We start from the raw sequence: 13453 nt of genomic DNA, 5'->3' as shown, positions 1-13453 counted from the left end.
TCTACCCTCCTTGTGGCATGTGCTCTTGAACATCCCTCCCTGAGGCCGACGCAGGTGGCTGACCGGCTGGCGGAGCTGTAAGAAAGGTCCCAACCGGAGGAGTGGTGTCCACGTACCAGAAGATGACGGCGACAGGTAGGAAATTCCCCTGTAACGACGTAAGGGTGCGACTGGCCTGGCCCACGGTAACGGGGAAGGGACTCTTGACCCACTGGTTTTTCTCTGGCCACCAGACTGCTATGTCAGGCTTGCTCGGGTCGATTCTCGGGTCGGCAGGTGGCGGGGCATACGTTATAGTGAGCGTTGCCGGCGGGTTAATCGTTCCCCCGGCGGCCAGCCCGCCGAAGTAATAGGCCTGGCCGACCACCACACCTTCCTTCGACTCCGGGGGCTCATACGAGATGCAGGTTATGGACTCTGCGGGCTGGCCGCCGGCATCCAGGACTTTTGCCCCCTTCGGCAACGTGAGCGTCGCCTGGCCGTCGGAGGAGACTACCTGGACGGCCTCCAGCAGGGCCCCCCGGCTGTCAATCTTACCAGATAGGTCAACAGTAACGGCTCGTCTTCGGGCCGGACGGTCGGCCGGACCCGGGAGAACCTTAACGTCTGTGTACCAGAAGATTACGACTACAGGTATGAAGTTTGCCATTGGCGAGGTAATGATGTGGTTAACCGGGTCCACAGTAGGAATGGCCCCGCGCTCCTTCCACATGCCTTCCGATTCCCACCAGCATGGCAAGTCAGGGCGGCTCAGGTCGATTCTCGGGTTAGCAGGTGGCGGGTCATAGGTTATGGAGACCGTTGCCACCGGCATTATCGTTCCATGATGACCTAGCTCACCAGCGGCCTCGCCTGTGGCCCATTCATAACCCAGGCCCACCACCAGACCCTCCTTGGACTCCGGAGGCTGAAATGGGGTGCAGGTTACAGACTTGGCAGGCTGCCTGTTGTCATCCATGACTAGCGCTCCCTTCGGCAGCGTGAGCTTCGCCCGGCCGTCGGAGGAGACTACCTGGACGGTCTCCAGCATGAACCCCAGGCCGCTAATCTTACCCGATAGGCCCACGGTAACAGGTGGGGGGAGGGCGGCCGATGCCGGAGTGCTCGTAGGAGCAGGTGTAACCGAAGACGTCGGGGTGGCTACAGGCACAAGACAGGCCTCCAGCAACAGAAGTGAAGCCAGCACGCTCATAAGAAGCCAGCCCGGCCGGGCTGCCCTGCTCCTGCCTTCCCCTGGAATCAACATCCTATTATCCTCCCTCGCCGAATTGCCCCCAATCCTGTTTAGAATTATAGCATAACCGAGAGTCATTTGCAAGATTGCGCAGACACGCACTCCGCGTAGGGGCGTCACCACCCCGGCGAGAGGCGGTAAGCGGCTGGACCAACGTCCGTGGTCTTCGCACGACGGGTATCATAGGCATAAGATGCCTTGAGCGGATGACCGTCCGGGCATTCAAGAGCCTTATACCCCGTATTTGGCAGGTGCAAGGTATGCATGATTGTGATAAAATGCAATCAGACTCAACATGCGAGAACTAGTACGGGTATCAAAGGCCCTCTCGGATGAGAACAGGATCAGGATGTTGAAGCTACTCCTGGAAAAGGACATCTGTGTCTGCGAAATGCAGGAGATCTTCCCCTTATCTCCGTCCCAGGTATCCAGAAGCCTGAAAGCACTTATGGATGCCGGTTTTCTCAAGCGCTGGCGCGAGGGGAAATGCGTGGTCTACGTTGCTGACAGGGACGGTAGCAGCAAATATTGCCGCGCACTGCTTGATGTGCTGGCCGACTCTTTCAACGATGGTGAAGCGGTATCGAGGGACAGAGAGAGGCTGCACCAGGTAATTGCGGAGCAGGTGAGGGAGAGGAAGAAGTAAAGCCCTTTTCTATTTCGGCAAGCGCGTGGTTGTGCATACGTTGAACTAGTATCTGTAGACCGTCAGCGATAATGGGACACAAAGCAGGGCAGTAACACCGAACAGTTCAGGGGGTAGTGTGAGCTCCTGGTGAGGTAGTAGACTAATCTACCGACAGAAAGGAGCTGAGGTGTCCCAGAACGCCAAGGACAAAGCCAACGCTGCGGAGGCCAGAACCCACTGGCCCTGGTTCTTCTGGGGCTTGTTGGAGCTATGCTCTTCTTCCTGGCCGTCAAGGAGCCCGGGCTCCGGGACAGAATCCTGACCCTCCTCGGCCTCCGGGGGACCCTGGGGGTCCAGTACTACTTCAGGAAGGGGCCGGGAGGGGTGAGCCGAGACCCCGCCCCTGCTTGGTTGCTCAAGGAGATAGGGTATCTGAAGAGCTGGGTGGTACGTCTGCTGCTGAAGTCCTTCTAGCGTGCCTTTGGAGGCGCGGTGAATCACCTAACGATCCTCAATTCTGTTTCGCCAATTACTTGACAATTCCCTGTCTCATGGCCTATAATTCAGCGCAGTCTGATTATTCAGAATTCTCTGTTTTATGGCAGGAGGGGACAAATATGAGGCGGGCCAACAGGAACAGGTGCTCCTACTCACCAAAGAAAGCAGGAATTGGCTGCTGCCGGGTTGAGGCCCTGGTGAGCATTGATGAGCGCGGTCAGATGGTTCTCCCGAAAGAAACAAGGCAGAAGGCAAACATTGGTGCCGGTGATAAGCTAGCCCTGGTCACCTTTGAAAGGGAGGGGCGTGTGTGCTGCATTTCTCTAATCAAGGTAGAAGAGGTCACCGACATGGTGAAGAGCATGCTCGGGCCGATGACGAAAGAAATACTAGGATAGGATAGGAAAGGAGTGTTGAAATGGAAAAGGCAGATAAAAAGAGAATTGTGAGGGAAGGTTATGGCAGAATCGCAAGACAGGGTGGTTCCTGCTGCAGTTCTGGCAGCCCGTGTTCTTGCGGTCCCAGTCCAGCAAAGGCAGTGAGCAAGAGGATAGGCTATTCCGACGAAGAGCTTGAAGCGGTTCCTGAAGGAGCAAATCTGGGTCTGGGATGTGGTAATCCTGTGGCCATCGCCTCCTTAAGGAAGGGTGACATCGTTCTCGATCTTGGTTCAGGGGCAGGCTTTGACTGTTTTCTTGCTGCAAAGAAGGTTGGGAAGAGCGGCAGGGTCATCGGCGTGGATATGACCCCAGAGATGGTGGAAAAGGCACAACAGAATGCCCAAGAAGGTAATTTCGGCAATGTGGAGTTTAGGCAAGGGGATATTGAAGACCTGCCAGTCCATGATAGTTCCGTCGATGTAGTCGTCTCCAACTGCGTCATTAATCTTTCGCCTGACAAACCGAAGGTTTTTTCGGAAGCATTTCGCGTGCTAAGACCAGGCGGGAGGCTCCTAGTCTCGGACATAGTTCTACTAAAGCCGCTCCCCAAACCCCTCTTGCATTCGATTGAAGCATATGTTGGCTGTATTGCCGGAGCAGCAATCAAGGATGAATACCTGGAAGCCATGAGAGCCGCAGGCTTCCGCGACGTCGCGATTATTGATGAGGCTTTGTTCTCCTTCAACCACATAGTCAGCGAACCGCTTGCTCAGGGAATCGCCACTAATCTGAAAGTATCGCCAGAAACTTTGGGGGAGGTTGCAGACTCAGTCCTGAGCATGAAGGTTTCCGCCACCAAGCCAGGTTAGGGGACAAGAACTCATTCTGTTGAAGCCTCTGAGCACAATTCTCGCTTTCGTCAATGGGCTGCGTCATGTGCAATATGTGACTTGCGGCATGCTCCGCACACTTCGGCTGCGCAGGCCTCTTAGGCTTAACGGTTGACTGAACTCCTCGAGCATGGTAAGCTATAGGTGTGGATGCGCATATAGAGGAACAAGGCGTCGATGCGTGAGCTGGTGAAAGCCTTCAAGGCCCTCTCGGATGAGACCAGGCTCAGGATACTAAACCTGCTCCTAGAGAGAGAATGTTGCGTCTGTGAAGTTATGCAGGCTCTGGACATCTCGCAGACGAGGGCTTCCAGGAACCTTAGTGCTTTGTATGACGCTGGCCTCTTGAAGCTGAGGAAGGATGGCCTGTGGTCGCTGTACTCAATAGATCGGGAGGGAATGAAAGAGCACTTCTCCGACTTGGTGGAGGCGGTGAGGAAGGCGCTGGAAGGGAACGAGGTGGTGACCCTGGATAGGGAGCGCCTTAAGATGGTTGAGCGCGTTGGGCCTGGTTGTGTCCGACAGATGGCAAGGTAACGCCTCTCTTTTTTTGCGCAGGCTGTCTGCGTTGGTGCGCATATAGGGGTATGGCGTGTCCATTGTTGATGATCTCTTCCAGGGTGGTGTAGGTACTCTCCAGGACTATCTACTCGTCCACTTGCCTTTTGTCGTGCCTGCCTTCTTCTTAGCGGGCGCGCTCTATGCCCTGTTTCCCAAGGAGAAGGTCCTGCGCTACCTCGGGCCTCACTCACCCAAACATGTTGCCTACCCGATGGCCATCGTTGGTGGACTGTGTCTGGCCGTTTGCTCCTGTACTGTCCTGCCGCTTTTTGCCGGGGTACGAAAGAGCGGGGCTGGTCTGGGACCCGCCATCGCGTTTCTCTATACGGCCCCGGCTACCAACATACTGGCCATCACTTACACGTCATCACTGATTGGGCCTGACATCGCCCTCGCCCGAATCGTCCTGTCTATTACGTTCGCCATTATCATCGGGGCCACTATGACCGCCTTTTTCCCTGACAAATCTAGCGACGCGCCTAATGCTGCAACTCAACGGGCGTTCTCTGCGGCGGGGAACCGCAGCAGCTCCAGATGGCTCTGGCTATTCTTCAGCCTCCTTCTGGCTATCTTGCTCTGGGGGGCTTCGCCTTTGCTACGTGTTCCGGTGAAACTGGCCGGGCTTGCGCCGCTCCTCGCCGCTCTTGTGTTCGTGGTCAGGCGCGGATTGACCTGGAGCGACACTAGGAGCTGGATGAGAGAGACCTGGTTCTTTGTCCGCACCATTGTCCCCCTGCTCCTTATCGGTGTCTTTGTGGCCGGAATGCTCAGAGTGGTGATACCGGCCGAGTTCGTTCAGCAGCATTTCGGAAGCGCCTCTTTGCCTGCGACGCTGGCGGCAGTGCTGTTTGGGGTGGTGGCATACTTCCCAACCCTGGTAGAAGTACCAATGGCACGGCTCTTCCTCGATGTGGGCGTGGGTAGGGGGCCGCTGCTGGCCTACCTGCTGGCCGACCCGGTTGTGTCCGTGCCCAGCTTACTGGTCGTCCGGCAGATGATTGGCAACAGAAGACTCTTCTGGTATGTAGGCTTAATCATCGTCTGCTGTACTGCCGCAGGATTGATATATGGCTTTGTCGCCGGTTAGCATCTGAACCTAGAACGACTTTGGAGTAGGCGAAAGGAGGCAAGGGAATGGTGATCAAGGTGCTCGGACCCGGTTGTGCCAGGTGCCATCAGATAGAACAGACGGCCAAAGAAGTGGTGAAGGAGCTGGGAATAGAGGCCACCATCGAGGAGGTCAAAGACATCAAGAAGATAATGGCGTATCCCATTCTGACCACCCCGGGTCTTGTCGTGAACGAGCAGCTGGTCTGCTCTGGGCGGGTGCCTACCAAGGCAGAGGTTATCACGTTCATCACCACGGCTCTCGCCAAAGAATAGGGGAAGCCAATAACGAGAGTACAGGAGAGGTCAAAATGGCGGAAGAACAACAATGGCGGGCAGGAGTAAATACCCACGAGAACGTGATATTTTCCTGTTTCGGCGGGGCATCCAACACTGGCATCACGAGCGCGCTTGCCTGTCTGGAAGCCGTGAAAGAACTGGGACTGGAAAAAGCGGCTATCATGTGCCTGGGGGGATTACCGACCAACGTGAAGCCGGTCTTGGGCAAGACCACAGCGGCAAAGAAGGTTGTCACAGTGGATGGCTGTCCTTTTGAGTGCAGTCGCAAGATACTGGAACAGGCCGGATTCAAGCCAGTCAGCATTGTGCTTACCCGTGATATAGGCATGAAAAAGAAATCTCTCAGTGAGGACATCGGCAAAGAGATCAAGGGTGTGATGGATTATATCTCTGACGATGAGGTTAAGAAGGCTAAAGAGCTGATCGTAAAGACCGTATTGGAGGAGTGAAGAAGTCCATTTACCATGACGCTAATTGACAATGGGAGGATGCGCGATGGTGGAGAGTGAGCCTCAAGCAGACGGTGCTCTTACATGCGAATGCAGTGCGGAGGAGACTACCTTTTTGCCCTGCTCCGGAGGCTCCAACTGCGGGCAGATCACCAACCAGGTGGCTATCAGGTTGGATGAGGAAGGAGTGGGCCATATCTACTGCCTAGCTGGCATTGCTGCACATATCGACGGCATGGTGGAGTCGGCCAGAGGAGCCAAGAGAATTGTGGCCCTGGACGGCTGCCAGGTGGCCTGCGACAGGAAAGCAATTGAACATGCTGGGCTGAAAGCAACCGACTGGATTTGTGTCACCGAGGAGGGAGTTGCCAAGAATCACCAGTTCAAGCTAGCCCCAGAGGAGATTGACCTTATTGCCCGGCGCACCAGGGAATCGCTGGCCAGACCCATTCAAGGGACACAGGAGCCAGTTTGAGTAGTAACGCCATTACTTTCATAACGCTGTGCGCCGTGCTATCGATGGTATCTATTGCCCTTGACCGGAAGAAGACCCTGGAGGGGGTCAAGAGGGGATGGAGGATGTTCAGGAACGTTCTGCTCCCTTTTCTGAATATCCTGATTCTAATCAGTGTGGTGCTATATTTCGTTCCTCCCAGTGTTATCAGCCATTACCTCGGCGCCAATTCTGGGGTGTTGGGCTTCTCTATAGCGGCGCTGGTCGGTTCCATCACCCTGATTCCCGGGTTTATTTCCTATCCCATCGCTGCCGGGCTTATTCAACAGGGGGCTTCCTACGCAGTGGTTGCCACATTCATGACCACCTTGATGATGGTGGGAGTGGTCACGCTACCGTTGGAGATTAGGTACTTTGGAAAAAGAGTGGCTATCGCTCGAAATGCCCTGAATTTCGTGGCTGCAGTGATTACCGGGTTGCTCGTGGGGCTAGTATTATGAAGGGATTTCTCAAAGAGCACCGCAATTACATATGGGTTACGGCTTACGTCATCCTAACCATATTGTCTCTTATCCTGGGATTCAATCCCGGCAGAGCCGTCTTCACCAATTTCACACAGTCTTTCGTCGAGATGATCACCTTTGTGCCGTTTCTGTTTGTCATCGTCGGCTTGTTTGATGTCTGGGTGCCCAAAGAGAAGATTCAGAAGCATATTGGGCAGAAATCGGGAATCAAAGGTATGATGCTCGTGGTGCTGCTTGCCATGCTCCAGGCAGGGCCGTTATATGGAGCTTTTCCGGTAGCCTTTCTACTCTATAGAAAAGGCGCGAGCATACGGAATATCTTCATTTACCTAGGTGCATTTTCGTCAATGAAAATTCCCATGCTGGGCATAGAGATAGGCTACCTGGGCGTCAGGTTCTCATTGGCCCGCACTCTGGTGTCCTTGCCCCTTTTCATCGGCATCGGCTACCTGATGGAACGTTGTCTGAAGGGGAGGCATTTCGAAGTCCTCGACGGCAGCAAGAAGATGGAGGTTCAGCGTTGAAAACAGTGCTCTTCGTCTGTGTCCACAACTCCGGCCGCAGTCAGATGGCCGAAGCGTTCTTCAATCGGCTCGCCCAGGGCAAAGCGATGGCGCTTTCGGCAGGCACCGATCCCGATGAAGCCGTTGACCCTGCGGTCGTCAAGGTGATGCAGGAGGTAGGCATAGACCTATCCGCCAAAAAGCCGAGGGCCCTCACCCCGGAGATGGTTGGCCAGGCGGACAAGATGGTGACCATGGGCTGTGGGGTGGAGGCGTTGTGCCCAGCCACCTGGGTCGAAACCGAGGACTGGGAGTTGGAGGACCCCAAAGGCAAAACTATTGAGGAGGTCAGGGGAATAAGGGATGAGATCAAGGCCAGGGTTGTGAGGATGCTGGGCGAGGCGGTGCATTAGGTGGAAGCAAGAATGACGGAGTGGCAGGAACAGGCGACTATCATGAAGAACTTCTTGGGCCTGCCCTCCGAGCCGATAGCGGTGAAGTTCATTGACGAGCGAATCAGCTTGCCAGGTTTTGAACTCCCCAGTGAGCGACGCTATTGCCAGGTTCTGATGGGTGCCAGGGAGGGCAAGAGGTTTCTCCTCACTGCGGATAATACCTCGTGCCCGGCGGCGGCCTGGGCCCTGGGCTTCAAAGAGCCGCCGGCCAAGCTCTTGTCAGGAGAGATGCCCGCCGGTATGGGCATATTTGGAAGCCCGGCGGCTGCGAGGCACACCCTGGACACCATGCCTCGCCTTGAGATGGGCAAATACAAGATGGTAGCCTGCTGTCCGCTGGCCGAAGCACCCTTCGAGCCCGATGTAGTGGTCCTGGAGTCCGCCCCTGAGCACCTCATGTGGGTAGCCCTGGCCCTGGTCTTCGAAACCGGGGGAAGGCTTGAGTTCAGCACGGGTATCCTGCAGGCCACCTGCGTTGATGTAACCATCATGCCGTTTCTGACCAAGAAGGTCAACACCTCCCCGGGGCTGCTACGGATGTCGCGAGGCGACAAACCTGGATGAAAGCGAGTGTGTGCTCGGGTTTCCCGTCAAAGACCTTGAGGCTGTCGTGACTTCGCTGCGGAAGTTGAACGAGAGAGCAATCCCAAGGGTGAGAGAGAAAGCGGTGTACAAGGCACTGCTGAGCAGGGGTCAAACGTAATGCTGAAGGTGAAACCGGCAGACGGGTACCCTCCAGAGCAGGGGCGCTATGCCAGGGGCAACGACTTCTCACCGGTGGCCGTGTGCGTCATCCTGGACACCTTCGACTTTAAAATTCCGATGGAGCTGACCGAGCTGGTAGTGGCGGGGATGGATTCGGGTGCGGCCCTTGCCGGGACGCTCCAGACCGAAAACGTTGGCATGGAGAAGATGATCTGCAATATCGTGGCCAATCCGAATATCCGCTACATCGTACTCTGCGGGAGGGAATCGGTGGGCCATTTGCCGGGGGAGTCCCTCCTGGCACTGAAGCAAAACGGGGTTGACGAGAACAGGCAGATAATAGGAACGAAGGCTCCCACCCCTTATCTGTACAATCTGCCCCCCGAGATGATCGAGAGATTCAGCAAGCAGGTCATTGCCGTTGTCAACCTGCTGTGCAAACCGGGAGAAAGAGACCTGGAGGTCCCCGGATTGAGTCCCGAAATCGTAGAGAGAGCGGTCCGGAGCTGCTACCAGGAAGAGCCAGTGGAGTTCATGAATTACTCGCTTTATGACCTTGGGGCATACCCAGAGCCGCCGATATGTCACAAGATGGTGTGGCGAGTCACCGAGCCCGGGGGTCTTCTCGGCAGAGCGGAGAGATCCAAAGTTGGGGCTCTCTCCCTGTATAAGCTTCTGCCGAGGACAAACTGCAAGAAATGTGGCCTGCCCACCTGCTTCGCCTTTGCCTTTTCCCTCAACCAGGGGAAGAAGAGCCTGGAGGAGTGTCTTCCGCTTTCACAACCTGAATTTTCTGAAGACCGTGAAGCTCTAGCCAGGCTTCTGGAATGATGCCGTTGATGCCTGAATTGGCCGAAGGGATGTAGGAGTAAACTATGAGCAACGCAGAGCCGGGGAGCGTAATCCGCCGGCTATCAATTCTGGATCGTTTTCTTACCCTCTGGATATTCCTGGGGATGGGCCTCGGGGTGGGGCTGGGCTACTTCCTTCCGCAAGTGGGCCAAGCTGTCACCCGGCTCTCTGTCGGCACCACTTCAATCCCTATAGCCGTGGGCCTCATTCTGATGATGTACCCGCCGTTGGCCAAAGTGAAATACGAAGAGCTGGGAAAAGTCTTCCGCGATTGGCGGGTGCTGGGGCTATCCTTATTCCAGAACTATGTCATTGGACCAATAATCATGTTCCTCGTTGCCATCCTTTTTCTCGGCTTCATCTGGCCGTATCCTGAGTATATGGTAGGCTTGATTATGATAGGCTTGGCCCGCTGTATTGCCATGGTTATCGTCTGGAATCAGCTGGCAAAGGGAGATACCGAGTATGCCGCCGGACTGGTAGCATTGAACTCTATTTTCCAGATAGTCTTCTACTCCATCTACGCCTACGTCTTCATAACGGTTCTGCCTACCTGGTTCGGTTTAGAGGGCTCGGTGGTCGAGGTCACTATCGGCCAGATAGCTCAGAGCGTGTTTATCTATCTAGGCATCCCGTTCTTTGGCGGAATGCTCACCCGCTTCCTGCTTATCAGAGCAAAGGGGCGTGCCTGGTATGAAAACAAGTTCATCCCCAGGATAAGCCCCATCACCCTGGCAGCCCTGCTTTTCACCATAGTGGTAATGTTCTCCCTGAAGGGTGAGCTTATCGTGCAGATTCCGCTGGACGTGGTGAAGATAGCCGTACCGCTGCTCATCTACTTTGTGGTCATGTTCCTGGTCTCTTTTTACATGGGTAAGAAGATTGGAGCCGACTACTCCAGGACAGCCAGTATCGCCTTCACTGCCGCCAGCAACAACTTCGAGCTGGCCATCGCTGTAGCGGTAGCCGTATTTGGCATCGGTTCCGGGCAGGCTTTCGCTGCCGTTATCGGCCCCCTGGTCGAGGTGCCGGTGCTTATCAGCCTGGTGAACCTGTCGCTCTACTTCCAGAGGAGGTATTTTGCCGGGAAGCCTGTGATGGCTGTGGCGTCGAACCCGAAAGACAAGGGTAGCTAGAGGACAATGCAAGGGATTGAAACAACAAAAAGGAGGATTGAAAAATGTTCAGCAAAATCTTGGTAGCCACTGATTTATCGGAAGCGTCTGACCGCGTGATTTCATGCTTACAGGGGTTGCGCCGACTGGGAGCAGAGAAGGCTATTCTCATTCATGCTCTCGGGCTCAAGCATATTGAGGACTTAGCGCGCTTGCTGACTCCTATGGTTGAGCCGAAATTACTGGCTCAAAAGGCTATGATCGAAAGTCAGGGTTTTGAGGCCACAATTGAAATCGCCCCCGGCATTCCCGAATTGGAAATCAACAGGATAGCAAAGGAGAAGGGAGTATCTTTAACCATTGTCGGGTCTCATGGCGCTAGCCTGATGAAAGAGATTACGCTGGGCAGCGTTGCCTTCAAAATTATCCGCAATGCTGTCACACCTGTGCTGGTAGTGCGTCTCGAGATTAAAGAGGAAGGCAGCGAAAAGCGATGCGAAGTGGCGTGCAGCGATTTACTAAATAATATTCTCTACCCTACAGACTTCTCAGATACATCCGAGCGGGCATTTGCCTACGTGGGGAGAATCGTAGAAGGTGGCGCAAAACGCGTTACTCTGCTTCATGTCCAGGATAAAGCGAGAATTGCCAAGCATCTGGAGGACCGGCTGGAAGAGTTTAACCGGATTGACCAGGAGCGTTTCGCCAGGCTTAAAGCGAAACTGATAGAGAAAGGCGCCACCGACGTTCGTATTGAAATTCCTTACGGGTCACCTATACAGGAGATTTTGAGAAGGACCAAATCCGAGGATTTTTCCCTGGTTGTCATGGGAAGCCAAGGGAGGGGGTTCATTCCCGAGATTCTTATTGGGAGTGTCAGTCACAATGTCGTTCATCAAGCTCCCATCCCGGTCTTGTTGGTTCCCGCTTTGCGGTAGAGCCAGATCTTCGGAGGCAGCAGACTACTTATGCGATAGGGGGCTAAGGATTCGGACGTGCATGACACGGAGGCGACATGAAGAAGTCCATCATCGTGACGCTGAGCGACGAGGAACTGATGGAGCTTGAGAGGATCCTGCTGGATGACGACGGGGAGCATGCGCTGCGTTTCCTGAAGAGCCACCTGGCCAAGAAGGTGAAAGCAACGATTTCAGGTGAAGGCCACTGCAAGCCATGGTTCGAGATCTGAATGTCGGAGTGCCGGGATGCCGGGGAACGGCTCAGAGTCATCCGCATCGACCGCGGCATTGAGCAGGGTCAGAGGAGGCGACCATGAAGTCAAGGGACGAAGAATCGCTCCCACCCGGGCTAGGGGCACGAGGTGTGGCTATGGACTTTCTTCAGGCCGAACTAGAAGCCATTGACGACAGGCTCTCTGATCGCGCCGCTCATCTGTCGCAGTCGTATCCTGGCGGCGAGCATCTCCCACCGGGAGAAGAGGAGATGACAGCGATTCTTCTGCAGCAAAAGGGCCTGATTTGCCAGCTAATACAGGAGTGTAGCGCGAAACGATGTAAACAGGTCATCTATCCGGAGGTGCTTCGCCAACGTCTGGCGAAGGTTGAAGAGCGCCTTGCCCAGCTGGACAGACATGCCATGAGCACAGAAGATTACCGTTCCAAACACTGGCAAACTCGCGTGGAGAGAGAGGTCCTCGCTCAACTGCTTGGAAAGTGGCTGGTCTGGCTCAAGGAGCGTGGACTCTGACCAAACCAAACCTATTGGGAGAGAGAAGAGAGGTACCGTGGCATATGCTGGGCTCTCCTGCCTTCCTCCTCCATCATACGGAGCTCTGACTTGTGGACCACCGCTACCCGTAGCCCGGTTGCCCTTGGCGCGTTGACACTGGCGACGCCAGAGCGAGAGATACATGAAACCACAGGACATTTCGTCGCGCCGCTGACCCCATCAGCCATCAAGGGCTCGGGGGACGGTCGGGCAAAGCCCTCCACAGACTACTTCTTGCGGGCATTTTTAAAGCAGGCCCTAGCCTTGTTGGGCTAGACAGACGTTCAGGGAGTCTCCGACTCAAATTCTTATCTCTTTAACTCGACCGACTTGACCGCTTTCCAAGCGGACCTTGATGCCATGGGGGTGAGTAGAGGATTTCGTCAGAATGTCTTTGACTACCCCTTCGGTTAACCTTCCGGATCGCTGGTCTTTCTTCAGTATTATTGATACCTTCAGCCCTGGTTTGATATTGACACGATCTGTGCCGTTCATCCCGGGGCTTTGGAGCTCAAGCCTGTCCGGGCAGGGCTGTACCCTGCATGAGTCTCATCTTCCGAGATAGGGGGGCATTCCCTGCACATACCTGGGATGGTTCGCAAACCGGCAAAGCGGTCCAAGGTGGACCGTAGCGATGCGCTGAGTATGTCTAGCTCTTTCTTCTCTGCAACGACACCACGAGCAATGGACAACTTGCTGTAGTATTTCATGAGCCTCTGGTGAATGCTTTGTAGCCTGTTCAGCTCGTCGTTTTTGAGCCAGGAGAGGTTATCTCCTTGCCATGACAGCAAGCAAAGGTCGTCGTGCTTACTCACTACCTTGTATCCTGCCCCACTGGCATCAACTCCAGAGAGTGCCCGAGAATAGATTGTCCAGCAGAAGCCGTCAAGTAAACCTCTTCGCGGTCTTCGCTTTCCAGCAAGCAGCATAATCTCCAAGTCTGTCTCTCTCTTGGCTTCTTCCACAATGTGCGCCTGCAGCCTGTGGCAATCTTCAATACACTTACCACCAATACTCTGCCACTGCTCTAGCCTCTTCAGGATGGAGGTTCGCCGTGAAGACCGCAGGTG

The 13453-nt window shown here is 54.9% G+C and carries 21 protein-coding genes; 18 read left to right on the top strand and 3 right to left on the bottom strand.

What is annotated here, in order from left to right; translation table 11 throughout:
- Position 1: 1 nt before the first annotated feature.
- Positions 2–1246, bottom strand: coding sequence for a hypothetical protein (locus KJ624_03420; GenBank protein MBU2008890.1), 1245 nt, complete (start codon positions 1244–1246; stop codon positions 2–4).
- A gap of 283 nt (positions 1247–1529) precedes the next feature.
- On the opposite strand from KJ624_03420, the gene KJ624_03415 reads away from it, so the two are divergent.
- The 18 genes from KJ624_03415 to KJ624_03330 all read left to right on the top strand — a co-directional run bounded on the left by KJ624_03415 (position 1530) and on the right by KJ624_03330 (position 12362).
- Positions 1530–1880 (top strand): metalloregulator ArsR/SmtB family transcription factor, encoded by a 351-nt coding sequence (locus KJ624_03415; GenBank protein ID MBU2008889.1) that lies wholly within the window; start codon positions 1530–1532, stop codon positions 1878–1880.
- Between the two features lie 252 nt (positions 1881–2132).
- A complete protein-coding gene (locus tag KJ624_03410) occupies positions 2133–2336 on the top strand; it encodes a hypothetical protein (GenBank protein MBU2008888.1) in 204 nt (67 codons plus the stop codon).
- A 143-nt stretch (positions 2337–2479) separates the two neighbouring features.
- Positions 2480–2758 carry an AbrB/MazE/SpoVT family DNA-binding domain-containing protein gene (locus KJ624_03405; protein ID MBU2008887.1) on the top strand — a complete coding sequence of 93 codons (279 nt, stop codon included), beginning with the start codon at positions 2480–2482 and terminating at the stop codon, positions 2756–2758.
- Between the two features lie 20 nt (positions 2759–2778).
- Positions 2779–3609 carry an arsenite methyltransferase gene (gene arsM, locus KJ624_03400; protein MBU2008886.1) on the top strand — a complete coding sequence of 277 codons (831 nt, stop codon included), beginning with the start codon at positions 2779–2781 and terminating at the stop codon, positions 3607–3609.
- A 198-nt stretch (positions 3610–3807) separates the two neighbouring features.
- A complete protein-coding gene (locus tag KJ624_03395; protein MBU2008885.1) occupies positions 3808–4167 on the top strand; it encodes a metalloregulator ArsR/SmtB family transcription factor in 360 nt (119 codons plus the stop codon).
- A 55-nt stretch (positions 4168–4222) separates the two neighbouring features.
- Positions 4223–5278, top strand: a complete 1056-nt coding sequence (locus KJ624_03390) for a permease (protein ID MBU2008884.1) — start codon at positions 4223–4225, stop codon at positions 5276–5278.
- A gap of 47 nt (positions 5279–5325) precedes the next feature.
- Complete coding sequence (locus KJ624_03385; protein MBU2008883.1) at positions 5326–5574, top strand: TM0996/MTH895 family glutaredoxin-like protein; 249 nt, start codon at positions 5326–5328, stop codon at positions 5572–5574.
- A gap of 35 nt (positions 5575–5609) precedes the next feature.
- A complete protein-coding gene (locus KJ624_03380; protein ID MBU2008882.1) occupies positions 5610–6047 on the top strand; it encodes a putative zinc-binding protein in 438 nt (145 codons plus the stop codon).
- A gap of 115 nt (positions 6048–6162) precedes the next feature.
- Positions 6163–6522 (top strand): putative zinc-binding protein, encoded by a 360-nt coding sequence (locus KJ624_03375; GenBank protein MBU2008881.1) that lies wholly within the window; start codon positions 6163–6165, stop codon positions 6520–6522.
- Between the two features lie 44 nt (positions 6523–6566).
- Positions 6567–7001 (top strand): permease, encoded by a 435-nt coding sequence (locus KJ624_03370; GenBank protein ID MBU2008880.1) that lies wholly within the window; start codon positions 6567–6569, stop codon positions 6999–7001.
- Positions 6998–7549, top strand: coding sequence for a permease (locus tag KJ624_03365; GenBank protein MBU2008879.1), 552 nt, complete (start codon positions 6998–7000; stop codon positions 7547–7549). Before KJ624_03370 ends, KJ624_03365 begins: the two co-directional genes overlap by 4 nt.
- Positions 7546–7941 (top strand): arsenate reductase ArsC, encoded by a 396-nt coding sequence (locus tag KJ624_03360; GenBank protein MBU2008878.1) that lies wholly within the window; start codon positions 7546–7548, stop codon positions 7939–7941. The genes KJ624_03365 and KJ624_03360 overlap by 4 nt, the downstream gene beginning before the upstream one ends.
- Positions 7942–8547, top strand: coding sequence for a DUF169 domain-containing protein (locus tag KJ624_03355; GenBank protein MBU2008877.1), 606 nt, complete (start codon positions 7942–7944; stop codon positions 8545–8547).
- A gap of 138 nt (positions 8548–8685) precedes the next feature.
- On the top strand, positions 8686–9519 hold the full coding sequence (locus KJ624_03350; GenBank protein MBU2008876.1) for a tetrahydromethanopterin S-methyltransferase subunit A: 834 nt from the start codon (positions 8686–8688) through the stop codon (positions 9517–9519).
- 71 nt (positions 9520–9590) lie between these two features.
- Positions 9591–10676 (top strand): ACR3 family arsenite efflux transporter, encoded by a 1086-nt coding sequence (gene arsB, locus KJ624_03345; GenBank protein ID MBU2008875.1) that lies wholly within the window; start codon positions 9591–9593, stop codon positions 10674–10676.
- Between the two features lie 44 nt (positions 10677–10720).
- A complete protein-coding gene (locus KJ624_03340; protein ID MBU2008874.1) occupies positions 10721–11593 on the top strand; it encodes a universal stress protein in 873 nt (290 codons plus the stop codon).
- 77 nt (positions 11594–11670) lie between these two features.
- Positions 11671–11844, top strand: a complete 174-nt coding sequence (locus KJ624_03335) for a hypothetical protein (GenBank protein ID MBU2008873.1) — start codon at positions 11671–11673, stop codon at positions 11842–11844.
- Between the two features lie 83 nt (positions 11845–11927).
- Positions 11928–12362: a hypothetical protein gene (locus KJ624_03330; GenBank protein MBU2008872.1), complete on the top strand. Its 435-nt coding sequence runs from the start codon at positions 11928–11930 to the stop codon at positions 12360–12362.
- A 321-nt stretch (positions 12363–12683) separates the two neighbouring features.
- Here the strand turns inward: KJ624_03330 and KJ624_03325 are convergent, their stop codons facing one another.
- Both KJ624_03325 and KJ624_03320 read right to left on the bottom strand, forming a co-directional pair.
- A complete protein-coding gene (locus tag KJ624_03325) occupies positions 12684–12878 on the bottom strand; it encodes a YwbE family protein (GenBank protein ID MBU2008871.1) in 195 nt (64 codons plus the stop codon).
- Positions 12875–13453: hypothetical protein (locus tag KJ624_03320; GenBank protein MBU2008870.1), on the bottom strand; the 579-nt coding region annotated here is incomplete at its 5' end. The genes KJ624_03320 and KJ624_03325, both read right to left, overlap by 4 nt.

It is taken from the genome of Chloroflexota bacterium (genome assembly GCA_018825785.1).
Taxonomy (GTDB): Bacteria; Chloroflexota; Dehalococcoidia; order JACVQG01; family JAHKAY01; genus JAHKAY01.
Note: the sequence above shows the minus strand (reverse complement) of the source record. Positions and strands in the feature narration are given on the sequence as shown.

What these genes read in the sequence shown, in the direction of transcription:
- KJ624_03415 (MBU2008889.1), top strand. Translation starts at nt 1,530, where the DNA reads ATGCGAGAACTAGTACGGGTATCAAAGGCCCTCTCGGATGAGAACAGG.
- KJ624_03340 (MBU2008874.1), top strand. Translation starts at nt 10,721, where the DNA reads ATGTTCAGCAAAATCTTGGTAGCCACTGATTTATCGGAAGCGTCTGAC.
- KJ624_03365 (MBU2008879.1), top strand. Translation starts at nt 6,998, where the DNA reads ATGAAGGGATTTCTCAAAGAGCACCGCAATTACATATGGGTTACGGCT.
- KJ624_03325 (MBU2008871.1), bottom strand. Translation starts at nt 12,878, where the DNA reads ATGAACGGCACAGATCGTGTCAATATCAAACCAGGGCTGAAGGTATCA.
- KJ624_03420 (MBU2008890.1), bottom strand. Translation starts at nt 1,246, where the DNA reads ATGTTGATTCCAGGGGAAGGCAGGAGCAGGGCAGCCCGGCCGGGCTGG.
- KJ624_03335 (MBU2008873.1), top strand. Translation starts at nt 11,671, where the DNA reads ATGAAGAAGTCCATCATCGTGACGCTGAGCGACGAGGAACTGATGGAG.
- KJ624_03330 (MBU2008872.1), top strand. Translation starts at nt 11,928, where the DNA reads ATGAAGTCAAGGGACGAAGAATCGCTCCCACCCGGGCTAGGGGCACGA.
- KJ624_03405 (MBU2008887.1), top strand. Translation starts at nt 2,480, where the DNA reads ATGAGGCGGGCCAACAGGAACAGGTGCTCCTACTCACCAAAGAAAGCA.
- arsM (MBU2008886.1), top strand. Translation starts at nt 2,779, where the DNA reads ATGGAAAAGGCAGATAAAAAGAGAATTGTGAGGGAAGGTTATGGCAGA.
- KJ624_03410 (MBU2008888.1), top strand. Translation starts at nt 2,133, where the DNA reads ATGCTCTTCTTCCTGGCCGTCAAGGAGCCCGGGCTCCGGGACAGAATC.
- KJ624_03395 (MBU2008885.1), top strand. Translation starts at nt 3,808, where the DNA reads ATGCGTGAGCTGGTGAAAGCCTTCAAGGCCCTCTCGGATGAGACCAGG.
- KJ624_03350 (MBU2008876.1), top strand. Translation starts at nt 8,686, where the DNA reads ATGCTGAAGGTGAAACCGGCAGACGGGTACCCTCCAGAGCAGGGGCGC.
- KJ624_03380 (MBU2008882.1), top strand. Translation starts at nt 5,610, where the DNA reads ATGGCGGAAGAACAACAATGGCGGGCAGGAGTAAATACCCACGAGAAC.
- KJ624_03370 (MBU2008880.1), top strand. Translation starts at nt 6,567, where the DNA reads ATGGTATCTATTGCCCTTGACCGGAAGAAGACCCTGGAGGGGGTCAAG.
- KJ624_03385 (MBU2008883.1), top strand. Translation starts at nt 5,326, where the DNA reads ATGGTGATCAAGGTGCTCGGACCCGGTTGTGCCAGGTGCCATCAGATA.